Below are 18,746 nucleotides of genomic sequence, written 5' to 3' on the forward strand. Positions count from 1 at the left end.
CGACCGACCTGACGGTCCCGTTCTCGAACAATCTCGCGGAACGCGACGTCCGCCCCGTCAAGATCCAGCAGCGGGTCTCCGGTGGCTGCTGGCGCACGCTCCAAGGCCTCGCTGACTTCGCTGTTGTGCAGTCCTACCTGTCGACCGCCAGCAAATGGGGCGTCGACACCCTCGATGCCCTCACCCGCCTGTTCACCACCGGCGCGTGGCTCCCACCCACCACACACCCGGCCTGAACAGCGCATTCAATCTCGACCTCAGCTGAACAGCTACCCCTGGAGGATGACCACAGTTACCAGGGCTCCACCCGCTCCGGGTACATCGAGGATCCCGACGTGCACGACTTCCCCCGCCCGGCGCCGCCGATCCCCCTGCCGGACCTGGTGGAGTCGGGATTCTGGCGTCACAGCTTCTACCAGCCGGTGGACTATCTGTGGCAGGCCACGATGTTCCAGCCGGTCGGCGGGATGGACCGCATCGTGACCGCCTTCGAGCGGGAACTGAGCAAGAATTTCGGCGACATCGTCGAGCTGAACTCCGAGGTCACCGCGATCCGCCTGGTCGACGGGGGAGTGGTCGTCGAATACGTGCACGGCGGCGAATCACGGACGCTGACCGCCGACTACTGCGTCAGCAGCATCCCGCTGCCGGTACTGCGGCGACTGCCGACGAACTTCTCCACCGACTTCCGCGACGCGATCAAAGCCGTCGACTTCGCGAACACCTGCAAGGTCGGCTGGCAGGCCGAGGAACGCTTCTGGGAGAACGACACCGACCAGATCTACGGCGGGATCAGCTGGACGAATCATCCGATCACCCAGGTCTGGTATCCCAGCAACGACTACTTCTCGGCGACGGGAACCGTCACCGGCGCCTACAACTTCACCGACGTGGCCGAGAAGTTCGGCGACCTCGCGCCGTCGGAGCGCCTGGCGCAGGCTCGAGCCGGTGCTGCGGACCTGCACCCGGGGTTCGCCGACGAGAGCATCGTCCCCACTGCGAAGGGTGTCACCATCGCCTGGCAGAAGGTGCCCCACCAGCTCGGCGGCTGGGCCGGCTGGGATTCGAAGGATCCCGTGCACATGGCGGCCTACAAGCAGCTTCTCCAACCAGAAGGGGACGGACGCTTCTACGTACTGGGCGACCAGAGCTCCCCGCTGCCCGGCTGGCAGGAGGGCGCGATGATGTCGGCCCACTACGTGATCGGGCAGATCCAGGGCATCATCCCGCTCACCGTTCCCGAGGCCGTCCGAGTACCCGACTCGGTCGCCCTCACCCAGGGCTCCCGCTGACGTTCCGCCGTTCCCCCTGATCCGGGCGCCTGGCCGAACACCTGGCCGAGTACCTGGCCGAACGTCGACATCCCGTCGCGGCGCGCATCGTCAGGGACAGAGACCGCGCGCCCCTCGAGGCGGTGCGGTGCGGGTGTCGTCCTCGCCGGCGCGGCTGGGACCTCGAGGCCGGACCTCGACCGAGCGCACGGTCCGGCTGGTGGTCGGGGCCGCAACCAGGCGACTCCGACCACCACGCCACCCGAGTGGACCCGCCCACCCACGCGCCAGGCATGGCCGCCCGAAGGGTGTGCGTGGAGTCCGGACATCCGCGGCCCATCCGCTGGCTCCACTCACCGGTCCGCTCGCGGCACGCTCCTCGGCGGAAGCGCACGTAGCAGACAAATATGCGCCAACAAAGCCATTGAGAGTCATCCCCATCACTTCAGTGAGACGCGGTTCCGGCAACATGGACACCATCTCGGGCTGAAGTTGGACGAGATACCTACGCTGACCCGGTCACAGAAAGTTCGGGGGGAGATACAGAAGTGACCGATTCAGTCATGCCCAGAACCAGCCGGGCGACATGCAACCCGGAACCGTCGAGCGGCGTGGCACCCGCAACGACGTCCCACGGAGACGCACCCGGACCACACTGCGGAAAGCCTCGCGCATCGGGACCCGGCGGACTCCGCAGCCCACGCCGGCGCCCGTCGGCGCCGGGCCCTGGCGCCGGCCGCGGCCGCCTCCTCGGCGCCAGCACCGCCCTCGCCATGCTGCTGATCGCCGCCTGCCAGAACGAGGACTCCACCGGTGCGGTGGACACCAGCCGCCTCGCCGGCGCCGCGGCCGGGCTACCCGCCACCACCACACCCGACCGCGTTCCGGCGACAGCCCCCTCACCGGCCACGACCACACCACCGGCGTCACAGTCACCCGCGACCTCGCCGCCGCTCGCCCCATCGACGGGACCTGCGGTGCGGGCAGGAACAGGCATGGCAGGGAAGTCAGGGCCAGGCGGCGGTGCGGAAGCCCGGGCCGGGGCCCAGACCGGAGCGGTCGGCCCCGGTGCTCCGGCGCCAGCCCCCGCCCAGGGTGCCCAGCCGCCGGCCGCCCAGCCGCCGGCCGCGCCGCCCCCCGCTGCCCAGCAGCCCGCCGGGCCGCCACCCGCCGCACCGGTGACCAGGGCAGCCGCCCCGCCGCCGCCACCCGCCGCGCCGCCGCAGCAGCAGCCGGCCTCCTCGGCGTGCCACCCCTCCTACTCTGGGGCCTGCCTGGATCCGAACGCCTCCGACTATGACTGCGAAGGCGGCAGCGGCAACGGGCCCAAGTACGTGCGGGGCCCGATCGAGGTGCGAGGCTCCGACCCGTACCAGCTCGACAGTGACGACGACGGCGTGGCCTGCGAGTAGCAGCGCGCCGCTGACGGCCGGGCGGAGCCGGGTAAACGTCCTCGCCCCATGCCTGCTGATCATCTGGTGCCGAGCACTTCCGGCCTGGATGATCAGCAGGAGTCGGCCGCCACCCCGCGCGTCAGGTACCTCGCGGAGCTGGTATGGTTGTCCTCGTCGCCGCGGAGACGCGGAGGCAGGCGCCGCTAGCTCAATTGGCAGAGCAGCGGACTCTTAATCCGCGGGTTCGGGGTTCAAGTCCCTGGCGGCGCACCCGGGTATTCATTGCGCGAACCGTTCCCTTCGGGGCTGTTGTCGCTGGTGGGTGGGCTGCGACGGCGGTCAGGGTGGGTGGCTGATCGTCGTCGGGGTCTGGTTGTGGGATGCGGAAGACGGGTATGAGCCGGTCGGGTCCGCTGATCTTGACTTCGGCGATGAGTGCTTCGATGAGTGCCTTGCGTTGCTGGTTGGTGCCGGTCTTGATGACGATCGTGATGTTCACGGCGATGGTGTCGAGGTCGGCGGGGGCGGGTGTGACGGGTTCGCGGGCGATCTGATCGGTGAGTTCGCTGTGGCGCTGGCGGAGCTGTTTCTGCTGGGTGCGGAGTTTCGCGAGGCGTTCCCCGATGGTTTCTTCGTCGATGGTGCCATGTTCGAATGCGGTGAGGTAGCGGTCGATCGCCCGGTCGGTCTGGGTGAGTTCGGTGTCGACGGTGGCGAGTTCGGCGCGTAGGTCACCGCGGGCGTTGCGGTGGGCCTGCTGGGCCGCTTTGACGGCGTCGGCGATGAGGGTGTGCTGCTCGCGGTAGAAGCCGGCGAGGGCTTCGAGGACGGCGTGGTCGATGGCGTCGGCGTCGAGTCGGGGGGCGTCGCAGCGGTCGGAGCCGTAGCGGTTGCGGGTGAAGCAGGTGTAGTAGCGGTATTTGCGGCCATGGCGGCCGGTGGCGCGGGTCCCGAGCATGGTCTTGCCGCAGCGGGGGCAGCGCATCCGGCCGGTGAGGTGGTAGTCGGAGGCGTTGGAGGCCCGGCGGGAGTGGGCTTCGCTGCGAGCGGTGAGCAGCCGCTGGGCTTCGTCGAAGATGGCCCGGTCAATGATCGGCTGGTGCGTGTCGACGACGACGATGTCACGGAACGATGCTTCGCCGAGGTAGACGCGGTTGTCGAGGTAGCGCAGGACCTGGTGGCCGGTCCACTGGTTACCGCTGCGGGTGCGGTGGCCGCGGTCGTTGAGGGTGGTCGCGATCGCGCGGGCGCCGAGCCGGCGGCGGGTGTAGAGCTCGAAGATCGCCCGGATGATCGCGGCTTCGGGTTCGTGCGGGATGAGGGTCCAGGTGGGCTTGTCGACGTGGTAGCCGTAGGGGGCTTGGGTGCTCATCCAGCGGCCTTCGCGGGCTTTGCGTTCCATGCCGGCGACGACGCGGTCGATGATGGTGTCGCGTTCGAACTGGGCGAACATGGCCAGCATCTGCAGGAGCATGCGGCCCATCGGGGTGGAGGTGTCGAACGGCTCCGTGGCGGACCGGAACACGACGCCTGCCTCGTCGAGGTCTTCCAGCAGTTGGACGGTGTCGCGCAGGTTGCGGGAGAGCCGGTCGACTCGGTAGACGAGCAGGACGTCGATGAGTCCGTTGCGGGCGGCGGCCAGGGCGCGGTGGAGGTCTTTGCGGTCGGTGCTGGCGCCGGAGGCGTCGTCGGAGAACCGCAGGGTGATCTCCCAGCCGGGTTGGGAGTCGACGTAGGAGCGGAGCCGGTCTTCCTGGGCGTCGAGGGTGTAGCGCTGGTGGTCGTCGTCGGTGGAGCGGCGTAGGTAGATCCCGACGCGGACGGTGGCGGGCAGGGTGCTGGCGAAGGCGTCGCGGGTGCGGTGGGTGGTGGCGCGGCGGGCGGTGGAACGGGGCATGGTTGGGCGGCTCCAGGGTGAGACGGGTGGGGTCAGGCGTGTGGCCGGGTCGGGTTGTGGACGTCGTCCCGGCGGGGGCCTGTGGCGGGTTGGTCGGGGATGAGGTCCCAGCCGGGGTGGGCGTCGAGGAACGCGCGGATCCGGTCGTGTTGGGCGTCGAGGGAACCCTGTCCGGCGGGGTCGGGCCGGCGCCGCTGGTAGACGGCGACCCGCGGCGGACCGGCGGCGGGCCGACGCCGCCAGGGCAGGTGTGGGCGGGTGAGGGGCATGGCGTGACTCCGGTGGGGTGTTAGGCGGCGTCTTCCTCGGCGGGCGGGGCGGGCCGCTGCTGATGCTGCTTCCAGTAGGTGATGAGCGCGGCGAGCGCGCGGATGGCGGCACGTTCCTGGTCGTCGGTCATCGGTTCGGTCTCGATCCGTTCGATCTCCACGTGGCGGGCCGCGTCGCGGCGGGTGTCCCGCAGCGGCACCACGCCGCTGTCGTCGTCGGAGTCGTGGGGGTGACCAGGGGTGGTGCCAGCCGGCATATCGCCTCCAGGCGTCGGGAAAACGAGGGGTGCGCAGGGCAGGGGTGGGCAGCCGCTGCCGGCGGGGCACGGAGCGGTGTCCGGGGTGGTTCTGGAAAGAGTAACGCCATGCCGGGCCGGATGATGCCCAGGAAAGCACGGGAAGAAACCCGATTCGGGATCGGATCGTGGACAGAGGAACACCCGAGCCGGGTCCGGATTCCCCTCGCTGGGAAAGCCCGTGGTCGGACCGGGAACGGGTCCGGGTCCGGACCCGGACTCACCCCCGGGTGTTCGCGGGGAATCTGACCGCGGCGGCGGGTCGACCGATGCCGCCGGCGACACCGCGGGCAGCACGGGCCGCGGCGGCACGCCGCTGGTCTTCTGTGCTGCAGGTGATGCGGGTGATGCGGGCCGAAGAGCCTGCGGCGAGTGCGGGTCGGGCAGGCCGGTGCGATCGGGATCGGGGTGGGCCGGGTCGAGCACGAGGCGGTCTCCTCCACGGACTGAAAATTGCCGTCGTAGAGGAGACCGGTTTCTGGGCGCGTTTTTGCCACTCACCCCCCGACTTTATTGATAGATCTTTTTTATGGGTCGCGTGCACGATCCCGCTGGACATGCCCAGTGGGACGCTGTGCAGCCCCAGTTTTCGCCGCCGATTAGTTAAGAATGGCGACCACCCACCGGACCGCCAGAGGTAAAGATCGATATGTGCCCTGACGTGCATTCACAGCGATTTCTAGTCTGCATGAACTAGTAGACTGTCGCTGTTTAGTCCTGGTGTGTTTCGTGTCTGGGTGGGAGTGTTGGGTCTGGCAGATCTTGTCGTCCCTGCCGGTCAGGACTGTGTCGTGGGTTCGCAGAAGAAGCGGCCGGTCGTGTTGACCGCGGCTGATCGTGAGGCGTTGGTTCGGGTGACCTCGACGGGGGTTCATCCGGCGTCGATGATCCGGCGGGCGCGGGTCCTGCTGGCGTTGGATACCTCGGTGGGTCCGGTGGCGTCCCAGGAGGAGCTCGTGGTCCGGGTCGGGGTGTCGGGTGAGACGCTGCGGCTGGTCGCGAAGCGGTTCATCGAGTCCGGTGGGGATGTGTGGGCCACGATCGGCCGGAAGGAGCGGGAGCGTCCCCCGGTGCCGTCCCCGGTGACCGGGGAGGTCGAGGCCAGGCTGATCGCGCTGGCCTGCTCGCAGCCACCGGCAGGGTATGCACGCTGGTCGCTGCGGCTGTTGGAGAAGCACGTCGCGCTGGTCGATGACATCCCGGACCTGGACCATTCCACCATCGGCCGGGTTTTAAAAAAACGAGGTTGCGTCCTCATCTGAAGAAGTGCTGGACCATCCCACCGAAGGCGAACGCGCAGTTCGCCGCACGGATGGAAGACGTCCTGGCGGTCTACGCCCGTCCCCACGACCCGGCGGTGCCCGTGGTCTGCATGGACGAGAAGCCCTACCAGCTGCTGGGGCATGCCCGCGAGCCGATACCGGCCGCCCCGGGCCGAGACGCACGGCAGGACTCCGAGTACGTCCGGCACGGGACCTGTTCGATCTTCTGCTGGGTCGAGCCACTGGCCGGCTGGCGCCGGGTCCAGGCCACCCCCCGGCGCACCAGGATCGACTGGGCCCACCATGTCCGGCGCCTGCTGACCATCGACTATCCCGACGCCGAACGGGTCGTGCTGGTCATGGACAACCTCAATACCCACGACATCGCCTCGCTCTATGAAGCCTTCGCCCCGGACACCGCGTTCGCCCTCGCCAGGCGACTCGAGATCCACCACACCCCCAAACACGGCTCCTGGCTCAACATCGCCGAAATCGAACTCTCCGCCCTGACCCGCCAATGCCTCGACCGCCGCATCGACACCCTCGACACCCTGAACACCGAACTCGACGCCTGGCAGACAGCCACCAACGCCAACCAGCGCCAGGTCACCTGGCAGTTCACCACCGACGACGCCCGCACCAAACTCCGCCACCTATACCCCACACATTAGCAGCGACAGTCTACTAGTCCATACGAACCATGATCGCTGGGCACAGCGATCACGCCTCCGAAGATCGCTGACATGCCCCGACGGCCAGACGCGAACCGGCTCCATCCACAGTGGCAGACCGCACGCCACACCCTGCCGTCGGGCGCCTTCCCGGGGCCATCACTCGGGAGGGACCGACGGCCGCCGGCCTGCCGCGCTGGCGGCGTCGACCGGCATGCCGGTCGGCACCCTACATCAAGACGACCCGCGCACCGCCCCGACCGTCCGGGGGAGCACGAACCCGATCAGCACCACCTCCGTCGTCCGCACGCCGACCCCCGGGGTCCGGGTCCGGGTCCGGACCCCGGGGGGTCGGCCGGCAGACCGGGCCGTATCCCGACCCGCCAGTCTGACAGCAGGCCCACCGGCAAGCCGTCAATCGCGGACCCGCCCGGCCGGACCCGAAGAGGCACCGAGCGCCCGAGCCGGCCGGGAGGGGAACAGCACCAACGCCCCGACGGACCGCGCCAGCGCGACCGACGTCACCGGTGCAATCGGCGGGCACCAGCCGACCGGAGGGTTCACCTCGCCATGCCCTTCACGAACAACTTGGCGGAAGAGGCCGCCAGGCCCATCAACAAGGTCCAGCAGAAACACCTCCGGCAGCGCCCAGCGCACACTGACCCGGCGTCGCCGACTCGCCCTCGTGCAGTCCTACCTGGCAACCGCCACCACATCGGACCGCAACACCCTCGACGTCCTCGTCGACCTGATCGCGACCGGCCCTGGCTCCCACCCGCCGCCCAACCCGGCTGACGACCAGGACTCGACCGAGCCGCCCGCGGACAGCGCACCGATACTCCGCCGACGGCCGCTCTGGCCTGCACAAACACAAGCGCAAGGCATCCCACCCAAGCCGGACAGCTAGCGGCTATACAAATCCTGCCAGGGTGTGTACGTCACCATGTAGAATCCTACGACGAACGGTTGATCGTTGAAGGATTTGACATCGGCCAAACTGCTCGAAGCTGAGCCTCATGGCTCGCCTCTCCAGTGGAGCGTGATGATGCCCGATATGCAACCCTCGCGATGCTATCGGCTGATTGCTGATATTGAAGGTCGGGCTGGCCAGTGCCAGGCTCCGCCAGCAGTATCGGGGATCGCTCGGGATGGCGCGGGCAGGCGGTACCGGGTACTCGCCTGCGGGCAGCACGCAGATGATCTGCTGCGCATCAAGCCCGTTCCCCGCGTCTCGCGGCAGCTATTCCATCCACCCGCAGACGACGATGATCGATAGTCCGCGAATCGCGCCTCCCGTCGCCTGACACGTTCGCTCTCTATCCTGCCCGCAACATGATGCCCATGCTAGCCTAGTGGAAACTGGGCATTCGCGTGATCATGATCGATTCTATTCGGCGCGGCTCGGTGACACTATGGAGATTATAACCCGTCGGAGGAGGCCCATGTCAGAGGCAAAGACTGATCAGTGGTTGGATTGGTTGACCGCAGGACGCGACGCGAAGAGCATCGAGATCCGCCGACGTTCGCTTAATATGCTTTTGCCTATCCGCGACCGCGTGCTCGATGCAGCTCGACTGCAGCCTGATGACATTGTATTGGACATTGGATGCGGGGAAGGTCTACTGGGAATCGGGGCGCTTGAACGACTTGGCGACAAGGGCCAGGTCGTCTTCTCTGATATATCGCTTCCGCTCCTAGAGCACACAGAAAACGCGATCAATGCACTCGGTGCCGATTCGCGATCGACATTCGTGCCCGCTGACATTCGTGACCTGGCGGAAGTGTGCGATGAGTCAGTCACTGTCGCTGTGGCGCGTTCCGTCCTGATCTATGTAGCTCAACGTGAGGCGGCGTTTCGGGCGATCGCCCGGGTTCTGAAGCCGAAGGGGCGTCTATCGATCTATGAGCCCGTTGCCTCCTTTCTCGACGGAGCCGGCGATGATGGATCATTTTTTGGCTGGGACGTTAGAGAGACCAAGGACCTAGCCGCGCTTGTAAAGGCTAGTTTTGGCCCTATAGATCAACCAATCCTCACGCTTGATCCCCGCGACCTGGTGCACGCGGCTGAGTACGCTGGGCTTGACGATGTCCGCGCGTTGGTGACGGCATCGTCAGTCCGGCACTCTCCGGGAGATGAGCTCATTGTTCGCCAGGTGCTCGAGGGGCGTCCGAATCCGAACGCGCCGACGCCTACTGAGGCGGCCAGGAAATGTCTAGGGCCCGACCAGGCCGGGAGATTCCTGGAATCTCTCGCGGCCGCCGTGCGCGAAGGACGTGGCCGCCGCCGCTACACTGATGTGCTCCTGACGGCAACGAAGCCGTGACCAAAGCCAAGATTGCTAGGCACGCAGCGGCCTAGGAGCGCGAAATCTATCGGCCGCAAGCAGCTCCGCGCGACGGCTCGATCATGGTCTGGTGACTTGCAAATCCTCGGCCATGGGCGAAAGGAAGGCGATCGTGGACTACGGATTCGTAGAGAATCCTAGCGGCTCGAACACGGCAGACGGCTGACCTCGGCTGAGGCATCAACCCGGACACGGCGTCCAGCATTCTCAAGGGAATTCTGTGTGAGCGAGAACCTTGACCCAGACAGTGGCGTTCCACTCTACCGCCAGATCGCCGCACGACTAATGGAGGATATCGACAGCGGTGTCTTCAAGCCAGGCGACAAGATCCCGACCGAGACCGAGTTATCCAGACATTACGGTGTATCTACCGCGACGATCAGGTCGGCCATGGGGATCCTCCAGCTCGGCGGGGTGGTGGTGCGCCGGCAAGGAGTCGGAACCTTCGTCGCGCGGCCGGCGCAACCCGCCGACGTAGCCCCCGATGACGATCCCATGCAGTGCTGATGAATTACAGTCCGCCTCAGCCGGATCCCGCAGGGTGGGCATCTGTGGCGACCCGACGTAGAAGCCTTTCAAATGCGGCCGTATGAGCGAACGTGAAATCTTGCGCGGGGGCCTGGAAACTGGAGGCCACGTCGAGCGATACCCGTCGCAAAGCCTCCTCGGCATCAGCCATTTTCTGGTCGACTCGCCCCGTTGGCAACCATTCGTGCAGCGTGCGAAGCTCGCTTGAGGGGCAAATCGCCGAGGCCTGATCGATAAGTAGAGGATAGACACGGTCGGGATAGTGAGCGTTCTTCGCAAGTTTAACCAGGACATCCGATGTCTCCTGCGAAATAATGCCCTCCCGAGCAGCGCGCACCAACGTTATTCTCATATTGACCATCGCCTCGGATGCTAGCCGGTAGCCGCTCGCCGCTGGTCCGTGCATAACAGCGACTTCGTCATCGTCAGACAGTTCCCCAGAGGCAAAGCGGCTATAGATCTCGCCCACGCCGACCATGCCGAATCTGTCGAGTTCCGCGGCGCGCAGCGCACCCATGCTGCTAGCGCCGAAGACTGGGATTCCCTCTTTGAGCGCCCACAGGATTTCCTTGTGCCATATCGCGGGAGCGGACTCAAAGATTCCGTCGATTATGACGATGGCCTGGGGTCGTACTAGTGCAGCTCGCAAGACATCGCCGCAGGCAGCGGGCTGAAGGAATTGCGCGTCGACGATGCGCTTGGCATCGCAACGCCCAAGTGTGGGCCCCAAAAATACCGTGATCATCTCGCGATTCCCCGCTCAAGCATGCGGCGCAGAAGGCGCCGGCCATACCTGTAGTTCGCCTTGTAAGCTATACCTTCCAGGCCCTCAACGACTACCCGCGCGACAGCGAGACCCGACCCCTCGACCGACAGGTCACAGACGGCCGCCGTGGCCATGCCAGCCTTGTCGAGCGCGGCCAACTGGAAGTCGATCCAGTCTGCGAGGGTGACAGTCGGACACTCAGGGATCGATGCGAAGTCCGCCACCTCGGGCGTGATGTCCCGGCGCTGCTCCCGATCGTACGGGCCTTTGTACAGCGCTGCGATCAGGTCGTCCCGTCCGCCTGAGATGATGCCCAGACGGGACTGCGCGGCCTCGGTCAGGGCACGAAGCAGCGCGACTTCTCGAACCGGGTGGCAGCCTGAACCACGGCCCTCCGACGTCCTCCGATAGGGATTGTCGTGGTCCGATATCAGGCACAGAAACGCGGGTACCCGCACGTCGCTTGTGATGTTCCAGACCCGCGCGCTCACACCCGCAGCCTGGTACATGTCCAGCACTTCCCGGCACGATCGGGGAAGACCGCTATCCAGCCGCAGCCTAGTCCTGGTTCGCTCCTCGCGACCGAGGGCGAGCCACTGGGAGAGCGCATCACGTTCGATGAGCTCCGCGAGACCGTGGCATATCGCCTCAGCCAATGATGCGCCGGAGGCGAGACCATTAGTCGAAACCTGGAACGCCGATAGGCCTGCGCCGCTCTGCAGGCGGTAATCGGTGTGTACGAGGTCGTAGGGGACGTAAAGCGTCGACCCTCGCACCAGATCCCGTCCCACAGACCACCATATGGGCACTGCCGTTACCCGGCCCCCAGCTCCCCGCACCCTCGGCAGAAGGAGCGGGTCCAACGCCTGATTCGCAGCCCCAGCTTCGTCATAGCTGAAAAGAGCATCGCGTGGCGCCGTCTCGGCATAAAATGTCTCGGCCGCCTCCATGAGGGCTGACGTCAACGCGGCGTCCAGCGTGACCCCCTTGCCCTGTGCCACGGATATGGACATTGAGTTCGGTCGACACGCCATCGCAACGGGAATACCAATGTGATCAAGGCCCGTAATGTTGCTCACGCGGGTGATTCCCATGCTTGGTGCCAGCGGGAGAAGTCGATCCAGCATGGCGCGCGGCGACTCGCTGCGCCAGCCTCCCGCCTCGCGCGAGAGATCTACCTGTTCGGCGAGCGACCGTATCCAGCTCATCAGAAGATGCCGTCCGGATCGTCCACCAGGGACGGGACGAGGACACCTTCCGCGAGCAGGGCTCGTAGAACCTCATCCGCTAGGCGTGCGGGCATCGCGTTGAGTAGTTCCCGGCGTCGAATCGTCCTGGCAGGCGTCAAAGTGAGCCAGGTCATGTCGGGAAGGGGGAAACGTAGCGGCCGATGGCCAACACGATGGACCGCGCCCCAGCCGTCATTAGCCGGTCGGGAATCAGCGAGGCGGCGCGTCTGGATCACGGTATAGCAGTCGGCTCGCGCCGGCTCCGATATGGCTTCATGACTGTCCACCAGAGGAGATGCTCTCAGTAGAGACTCTGGCTGTAGACTGCCCAGAATGGCCAGTCGAAGACGCTCATTCGGTATCTCGGCAAGCGACCGGGACACAGCGTCAAATACTTCCGATACCGCCTCTTGAAGGCTCGCGGTGACGGTGAAACCGATTGGCAGATGGCCAACTAGCGAGCCGTCTACATCGAGGAGGCGTACGAGTCGGCTGAGCAACTCGCCGATCCGAACGGGGTGGATTGCCACGGTCAAATGGATGGATGGTGTCTGCGTCGTCTGGGCGGCATGCAGCGTGCCCCTGGGTAGATATAGCACGTCGCCCGCAGCCAAGGTTTGCTCACGTGTCGACGACGTGGCTCCATTGATAATCCTCTGACGATCCAAGCTATCCAGTTGCTGCCAGGGTTGGCGATTTTGCACGTTGCTCACACGAGGCCCTAGAATTGTCCATGTCTTTACGCCATCAATCTGGATAATCAACGCGTCATGACTGTCGTAGTGAACACCGAATCCTCTGGAATCGCGCGGACTGACGTAAGCATTGATGCCAACCCTAGCACCTCGGGCGGCCGCCACTGAATGAGCAAGAGCCGTGATGGCAGGCGGCCCGAGGTGCAAAGAGTTGAGGACGATCGTATAGCCGTCCGAAAAGAGGGATGTCCGTTCCACCGCCGCCGCTGAGACGGTGGATATGGGTGCCTCCACGCCGTCACGAACAAATCTTATATCGTTCCGTGGTGCGCTTTCCGATATAATTTTGTCGACTATTGCCCAAGACATTAGTCGACGAATCGTTCGGCCGGGAACCGCTCCCCCGACATATACCACCTCGTCTGCCAAAGATTCGAGCAGTGCATTGTCGAGCAGGTAACCTCCCGCCGGGCGGACGCCGATTGCAGCAGGACCGTTCAATGTGGTGCGCCTAGCGGCGCTTTCCTTCCGAGGCGCAAGCCCGGAGGTTCGTGATATCGAATGTGTCATATCGCCTCCGCCAGCGGCACCGCCCGACGATTGACATGCCCGAAGGCAAATGCGCCGAGATATCCGTGATGTACAGGCTCCAAGCCCAGATCTAGACCGATCTGCTGGTCCGGCCCTCCGCCGATGGCGTACCCTCCGATTCCGAGCGCTTCGGCTTCAAGATATAGAGTCTGGAGAAGGGCGCCGGCGTCACGATGGACGACCGATAGACCGAATTCCTGATATTTCCAAAGGGTGCGGCCGTATACGGCGGTGATTAGCAGGATTCCGGCAGGTGCGACAGCTGGGCTTATACCAGCATCATGTATCGCGGCGAGGACTCCGCGCGAAAAATCTCTTGGGAATCTGTCTCTGCTCTGGTGTCGAACCAAGCTGCCACTCGGGTCAAAATAATACAGCCCACAGTCCAGCTCGGCGCAGCGGACCGAAATCAGGTAAATCTCGAGCGGATGCCGTGCACCACCAGAGGGGTAGGGTCTTCTGCTGACCGCCCGATCGGCACTAAGCCACTGAACTCCCGCCGCGTTGGTGAGAAAAGCGGAAAGCAGCTCGAAGGAGACCTCCTCGAGGAGGAATTCCCGGCGAGAGCGACGTCGTCGAAGTACCTCGCCAAAGGAGATCGCCATCGAGGGATCCCGAGGAGGAGGCCGGAGCGGTAGCCGCGGACCAGACACGTCAAGCGTCGGGGAAGGCATCGTCAGACTGTCGAGATGCTTACGTCGCTTGCCATGGCCGTACCGGCTGCGGGATGTGAGCTCGTTGGTGGTCCACCAGCCGAGCCGGACGTCAGCGCTCGGCCCGACCGGTTCGATGATCCCGGCTGCCAGAAGCCGGCCGGCGATGGGCCGCGGCAGCGTCGAGGTGGGCGAGCGCGAGGAATCTTCCGCACCCGACCCGGAGACGTCTCCGTCACCACCCATCTGGTCGAGCGCGACGGCGACAGCGGCCGAAACAGCACAGCGGCGGCCGGTAATTGCGCTCGTGCAGACCAGGGAGCCATTCTGCCAGCTCAACGACACGTGGGCCGCGCGACGATATCGAGGATGGTCCTGCATCTCCGGCATCCCTTCGTCCTGTCAGGGTCACGCGAACGGCGATGGCTCTTGGCGGATGGGCGTCCGACGGGCGAACTCGCGCGTCCGACCCATCAGACGCGCGGCGTCGTGGCGCGCCTCCATTGCCTGTGCATGCGGCGCCAGCACACGCACGACCTGGACCCGATCGTCATTCCGCAGGCGAAGCACAACGGCATCCGTTAGCGCTTCCGGGCCCGTGTCAAGGGAATCCTCCACCGGGGCAGCGGCGTTCCCGCTGCCAAGAAGCGCGTCCCGGACGAACCGGCAGCCGTCTGGGTGGGCGTAGTACCGGACGTGATCGAGAAAGTCGTTCACCTCCGCCACGGGCATCATCTGGGAGACGCTCGCGAGGAAACGTATCTGGAGCGCCTCAGCGAGAGCGTGTTCCGCCGCACCGTCGAGATCCGTGTCCATGCTGCTTCCGATCCCCAAGAGTGGCCGCGTACTGCTCTCGGTCAGAACCACAACCAAAGGCGGGCGGTTGAGTTGGGGGACCGTATGAAATGTCGTGCGCCATCCGAGAGCTGCATCGCGCTCGCTCATACTGTGCCAGAAATGAGGCGGTTCGCTGGGGGTGAGGAGACCGCCGGTGAACCACATGTGGCGCAGAGTGTCACGCTCGAGAAGCTCGTCAAGGGCATGCTGAAGTGCCTGGTTGTAGTCTTTGCCGGCAGCTGTACCATTAGTCGTGAGCTCGCACAAGACAGGCCCGCTCCGGCTCTGTCCGGGAAAGGTCAAAGCGGCAGGGATGAGCACCTGCCCGCCAGTAGCGAGGTCGGTGGATAGAACCCAATCCAGAACGAGATCGGCATCGTAGCGGATGAATGGCCAAGCGGGTCCTTCGAGTGGCTGCCCGAGATACTCTCCGACCGAGAATACTCGGAACCCGGCGTCGCGTAGATCTGCCTCGCTGCCTTTTGCCTGGACCAGCGGCATGAAACACACCAGGGCAAGCCGCTCCGCAAGTTCCCCGCACAGTTTCATTACGGCTTCGGCCGGATCACGTGCGCATCCGGACGCCCGGACTGAACGATGTTCGGGCACATCCAGTTCCGCGGTAAGCAGAACGAACTCCAAGAGCTCGACTGGCTGTCGATAATGGTAATAGCGAAGCTTGCGCCACGGTTCGGGAAGATTCTTTATTTGCTTCTCAAGCATCGCTGTGATTCGCTGGTGCCAGGCGAGAGGGGCAAAGATTGAAACAGGTATCTCCCGCATCACTGCGTCGCCACCAAGCCCAGTTCCGTCCACGTCATGAGCAGGGCGGATACATCACTGCGGATCCGTTCGGGCTCGCCGTCATACTTCCCCAGAAGTTCCGTCACGAGATCACCGATGGATGCCGGTTCCTCGAGAGAATTCCACACCGCTAGCGCTGTGCGCTCTACCTTCACCCATCGCCGGCCATCGGAACTCAAGAAGTACCCGGTATCGATCTCCTCGACCTCCAATGAGTCGCTTTTTCTGAAGAAGATGTTCGAGTTGATGCTCAATTCATCATCCTTCTACTTTACCGGAGGTGGCCGGCATGGTTCGCCGTATGGCCTCCGTATGTGTGACTACGGCTCCCAGGTGAACGGCGAGAAAGCGTATCGCCTCGGCGGCCAGGGCGCGGAAACGTCGCCCAGCTGTTCGCTCTCTCCACGAGTAGTGTCCGGCGCAGGCTATCATCCGGCCGCAGATCTGAGTTATTCGTCCGCGGTCACTATAGCGCTGTTTACCGGTGGCGAGGCGGACCGAGAGAACCACGGCCAAGACATCATGGTCCGGCAGCCACGTGATCCCGTACGGGCTGCGTGAGGGCTGGTGGTCGGCCGTCTGCAGCACACGCCCTCCCGCGGTGTCCACTCTAATGCAGCGATGTACGGCGAGAAAACTTCCCCAGTTCACCAGGATAAGACAGCCGGGTCGCAGGTTGCCTATTTGATCGGTCCAGCGCACGTTCGCGACGCATAGCCCTTTGAACGTCGGCGACATACTTCCCGAGTCGAGGATGTTTACCTCAGTCATTCGCCCCAATTGGCCATAATGGCGGCGAATTATGCGGCGCGCGTCATTTCGGGACCACGCTTTGGAGGCTGGCACGGCGGGCTGGCTCATCGCCGATTACCCAGCAGATAGGGCGCATCGCCCTGCGAAGCCGTCACCTCGGCGACGCCGCGGTGAGCCCAGACCTCTGGGGGGAAACGATCTCGGATCGATATCGCCGTTCCGAGGGGGAGAAGTCCTCGTAGTTCGGTGGGTATCGGCTGTACAACCCTGCCCGCCACCTCGTCGCGATTAACCGGCCAGTCATCGGTCATTAGTAGTGCGGATGCATCCCCACATTCGATTACAATTCCGCGCTTCCGGAGCCTCTCGTCTTGGAGGAGACGCGCGGCCTGGGATTCGAAAGGGCCCGCTCGGCCGAGAAGCTTCAGCCGAGGTGTGATGCGGCCGCAGTCGCATCGGCCGTATATCACCGCACCGAGATCACCCAGTTCATAGCGCACGAACGGCGTGGCGGTGTTCAGAAGGTCGGTCACGACCAAGTGGCCGACGACTCCTGACTTCTGGGGCTGGCCGGACGTGGAGGAGATCACCTCGACCAGCACGGCATCCACGTTTATATGGAGAAAAGAACAGCCAGCCGGCCGGAACGCGACTGGTGCCGTTAACTCGGCAGCAACGTACAATTCATAGGGTGCCTCCGCCTGCGCGCCCGCACGGCCCTCCAGCAGGCCGCGGGTCGGCTCGGAGACCTCCCACGCGGACGCTAGACGGTTCCGGTTCACCAGGCCGTCCTGGATGAGAGTTCGGCAGATTCGCGGGGATGTGACAACTAGGCCATCCCGCGGGAGGCGCCCGATGTCGTCGAGGCTGAGAACCCGGTACCCAATCCGCCAATCGTAGAGGGTATGCCGGCGGCCGGACGAGCCGCGCCACGGCGTCAGGACCGTCAACTCGAAGAACGACGGCAGGCCGATCGATGAGTAGAGCCGGCGGTCGATAGCGGCGCGTTCGACGACGGCGTCGCGGGGCCGTGCGAGTTGCGTGGGTAGCCCACTGGTCCCTGAGGTGACCCGCACGTCGACCGGACCAGGGTCGCCGGCGACAAGGCGGTGGAGGCTGTTCCGTATCTTTTCCTTGCGAAGAACGCTCACCTGATTGAGAAGGTTTCGCGCCGCTAAGTCAACCGGCTCATCCCGCCCTGGGCGGTCGACAGAACCGGCGTGTTCGAGGAGGGAGAGCAGAGCGGCTTGGTCGTATGCTGAAGCTGTCGCGGCGGCCGCCAGGACTTTCGGTAGTCGGGAATGAATACGGTCCAGCAGAAGGTCCGCCGAGCGCTCGGCCGCGAGCGCCTCGCGTACCCGCTGGGACAGCCCTATCGCCATCCAGCGATGCCCCGGCAAACCGGCGAAAGCTCGGAGCCTAGGACGGGAGACATCTGCCAATCCTCCACCTCTCTCGTGCCAAAAGCGACCGCAAGAGGGTGTGGGGCGCACCGCGGTGCGGCCCGCCCCACACCCCGCCGGACTAGAGGTCCAGCGTCAGATCGCTGCAGAAGCTGGCGAACGCCGTCTCCATGTCGGCGCTCTCTTCGATCTGCTCCACCTCGAGAACATCTGCCCGCGGCTCTTCCCAATGCGGCTTCTCGTTCATACTTCCTCCATCCTGTAGCCAATGTGGCAGCCTCGAAGATAGATATCGAAATTGCGGCCGTCAAGATAGCATGAACACAGGTTATTAGCTGCTGCGAATATTCGATCCTCTGGTCATTCGTATGAATTTCCCCTGGCGGTAGCTTCTGGAAGCCGTGTAGGGGCATGGTTGGCAGGTTGGCACGGCGTGACTGGCGGTCACGCCGTGCCGGCAGTGGGTTGGCCAATCGGTCGGCTACCTAGGGTGCTAGCGAGTTCGCTGATCGTAGCTACCCGTAGGGCGTGGTGAGGGTTTCTGGTGGAGATGAGGTGTGCGGGTGGCTGGGGCTGGGTCCCCAACGAGGACGGACATGACCTTCAACTGATCATGGAGATTCTCGCGCCATACTGATTGCCCCGAGGTGCCATGCCCGCCGCCCCTTATCTCCGTCTGTCCCTGTTCTGGATCGGTTGGCCTTGGCCGCCACCGCCGGTCCGCCGCGGTCAACGTCGCCGGCAGGTTTGCTGGCGGTATTCGCCCAGGTCACCGACCCGCGGAAACGCCGTGGGCGCCGGCATCGGCTACCGGCCCCACTCACGCAGGCGACCTGCGCGGTGCTGGCTGCTCAGCGCCCGGAACCTGCGCAACGTGCCTGGCCGCAAGACCGGTACGGGGGACGCGGCGTGGATCGCCGAGCTGGTCGAGTACGGGCTGGTCCGCCCGTCGTTCGTCCCGCCGCAGCCGATCCGCGAGCTGCATGACCTGACCCGCTACGGGCGGACCCAGATCGACGAGCGGATCCCTGAGAGTCTGCGCAACCTCGCGATCGCGGTCCTGCGCCTGACCGGCGTCACGA

At 64.9% G+C, this 18,746-nt stretch carries 18 protein-coding genes, 1 tRNA gene and 2 pseudogenes; 10 read left to right on the forward strand and 11 right to left on the reverse strand.

Translation table 11 applies throughout. From position 1 onward, the window contains the following. The 5 genes from B207_RS35470 to B207_RS41895 form a co-directional block, all read left to right on the forward strand. Nucleotides 1-236 (forward strand): IS66 family transposase (locus B207_RS35470; protein ID WP_018639409.1); only part of this gene is annotated, 236 nt, incomplete at its 5' end. Between the two features lie 99 nt (nucleotides 237-335). Continuing rightward, nucleotides 336-1,292 (forward strand): flavin monoamine oxidase family protein, encoded by a 957-nt coding sequence (locus B207_RS35475; RefSeq protein WP_018639410.1) that lies wholly within the window; start codon nucleotides 336-338, stop codon nucleotides 1,290-1,292. 752 nt (nucleotides 1,293-2,044) lie between these two features. Continuing rightward, nucleotides 2,045-2,683 (forward strand): hypothetical protein, encoded by a 639-nt coding sequence (locus B207_RS37250; RefSeq protein WP_018639411.1) that lies wholly within the window; start codon nucleotides 2,045-2,047, stop codon nucleotides 2,681-2,683. Between the two features lie 179 nt (nucleotides 2,684-2,862). Then, nucleotides 2,863-2,935 (forward strand) — tRNA-Lys (locus B207_RS0124995). Between the two features lie 52 nt (nucleotides 2,936-2,987). After that, entirely contained in the window at nucleotides 2,988-3,395 is a 408-nt protein-coding gene (locus B207_RS41895) for a hypothetical protein (protein ID WP_026311423.1), read from the forward strand. Between the two features lie 144 nt (nucleotides 3,396-3,539). Here the strand turns inward: B207_RS41895 and B207_RS41900 are convergent. The 3 genes and pseudogenes from B207_RS41900 to B207_RS35485 all read right to left on the reverse strand — a co-directional run. Beyond that, nucleotides 3,540-4,562 (reverse strand): annotated as a pseudogene (locus tag B207_RS41900) (recombinase family protein); the annotation flags it as partial. A 32-nt stretch (nucleotides 4,563-4,594) separates the two neighbouring features. Next, nucleotides 4,595-4,831 carry a hypothetical protein gene (locus tag B207_RS0125010; RefSeq protein WP_018639412.1) on the reverse strand — a complete coding sequence of 79 codons (237 nt, stop codon included), beginning with the start codon at nucleotides 4,829-4,831 and terminating at the stop codon, nucleotides 4,595-4,597. Between the two features lie 20 nt (nucleotides 4,832-4,851). After that, nucleotides 4,852-5,088, reverse strand: coding sequence for a hypothetical protein (locus B207_RS35485; protein ID WP_018639413.1), 237 nt, complete (start codon nucleotides 5,086-5,088; stop codon nucleotides 4,852-4,854). Between the two features lie 830 nt (nucleotides 5,089-5,918). Here B207_RS35485 and B207_RS41905 point away from each other — a divergent pair. The 4 genes from B207_RS41905 to B207_RS0125030 all read left to right on the forward strand — a co-directional run bounded on the left by B207_RS41905 (nucleotide 5,919) and on the right by B207_RS0125030 (nucleotide 9,912). Further along, nucleotides 5,919-6,389, forward strand: coding sequence for a helix-turn-helix domain-containing protein (locus tag B207_RS41905; RefSeq protein ID WP_018639414.1), 471 nt, complete (start codon nucleotides 5,919-5,921; stop codon nucleotides 6,387-6,389). Beyond that, on the forward strand, nucleotides 6,374-7,060 hold the full coding sequence (locus B207_RS41910) for an IS630 family transposase (RefSeq protein WP_018639415.1): 687 nt from the start codon (nucleotides 6,374-6,376) through the stop codon (nucleotides 7,058-7,060). Before B207_RS41905 ends, B207_RS41910 begins: the two co-directional genes overlap by 16 nt. 1,442 nt (nucleotides 7,061-8,502) lie before the next feature. Next, complete coding sequence (locus B207_RS38905; RefSeq protein WP_195905346.1) at nucleotides 8,503-9,384, forward strand: class I SAM-dependent methyltransferase; 882 nt, start codon at nucleotides 8,503-8,505, stop codon at nucleotides 9,382-9,384. Between the two features lie 243 nt (nucleotides 9,385-9,627). Then, nucleotides 9,628-9,912 (forward strand): GntR family transcriptional regulator, encoded by a 285-nt coding sequence (locus B207_RS0125030; RefSeq protein WP_154675608.1) that lies wholly within the window; start codon nucleotides 9,628-9,630, stop codon nucleotides 9,910-9,912. 16 nt (nucleotides 9,913-9,928) lie between these two features. Here the strand turns inward: B207_RS0125030 and B207_RS38910 are convergent, their stop codons facing one another. The 8 genes from B207_RS38910 to B207_RS42395 all read right to left on the reverse strand — a co-directional run bounded on the left by B207_RS38910 (nucleotide 9,929) and on the right by B207_RS42395 (nucleotide 17,911). Next, the gene (locus B207_RS38910; RefSeq protein ID WP_084692310.1) at nucleotides 9,929-10,678 is read right to left on the reverse strand and encodes a TfuA-like protein; all 750 of its coding nucleotides are present in this window, start codon (nucleotides 10,676-10,678) and stop codon (nucleotides 9,929-9,931) included. Further along, entirely contained in the window at nucleotides 10,675-11,907 is a 1,233-nt protein-coding gene (locus B207_RS35490) for a YcaO-like family protein (protein ID WP_084692311.1), read from the reverse strand. The genes B207_RS38910 and B207_RS35490 overlap by 4 nt, the downstream gene beginning before the upstream one ends. Further along, a complete protein-coding gene (locus B207_RS38915; protein ID WP_195905347.1) occupies nucleotides 11,907-12,917 on the reverse strand; it encodes a JmjC domain-containing protein in 1,011 nt (336 codons plus the stop codon). Before B207_RS38915 ends, B207_RS35490 begins: the two co-directional genes overlap by 1 nt. A gap of 272 nt (nucleotides 12,918-13,189) precedes the next feature. Continuing rightward, nucleotides 13,190-14,257, reverse strand: coding sequence for a SagB/ThcOx family dehydrogenase (locus tag B207_RS38920; RefSeq protein ID WP_084692313.1), 1,068 nt, complete (start codon nucleotides 14,255-14,257; stop codon nucleotides 13,190-13,192). A gap of 18 nt (nucleotides 14,258-14,275) precedes the next feature. After that, entirely contained in the window at nucleotides 14,276-15,427 is a 1,152-nt protein-coding gene (locus tag B207_RS0125045; protein ID WP_195905348.1) for a YcaO-like family protein, read from the reverse strand. A gap of 59 nt (nucleotides 15,428-15,486) precedes the next feature. After that, nucleotides 15,487-15,762: a PqqD family protein gene (locus B207_RS35495; protein WP_018639419.1), complete on the reverse strand. Its 276-nt coding sequence runs from the start codon at nucleotides 15,760-15,762 to the stop codon at nucleotides 15,487-15,489. Nucleotides 15,763-16,365: 603 nt separating this feature from the next. After that, entirely contained in the window at nucleotides 16,366-17,643 is a 1,278-nt protein-coding gene (locus B207_RS40110) for a phenylacetate--CoA ligase family protein (protein WP_154675610.1), read from the reverse strand. Nucleotides 17,644-17,785: 142 nt separating this feature from the next. Further along, nucleotides 17,786-17,911 (reverse strand): hypothetical protein, encoded by a 126-nt coding sequence (locus B207_RS42395; protein WP_018639420.1) that lies wholly within the window; start codon nucleotides 17,909-17,911, stop codon nucleotides 17,786-17,788. Nucleotides 17,912-18,526: 615 nt separating this feature from the next. Here B207_RS42395 and B207_RS40115 point away from each other — a divergent pair. Beyond that, nucleotides 18,527-18,665, forward strand: a pseudogene (locus B207_RS40115) (IS110 family transposase); the annotation flags it as partial. Nucleotides 18,666-18,746: the final 81 nt, after the last annotated feature.

It is taken from the genome of Parafrankia elaeagni (assembly GCF_000374165.1).
GTDB classification, from domain to species: Bacteria; Actinomycetota; Actinomycetes; order Frankiales; family Frankiaceae; genus Parafrankia; species Parafrankia elaeagni.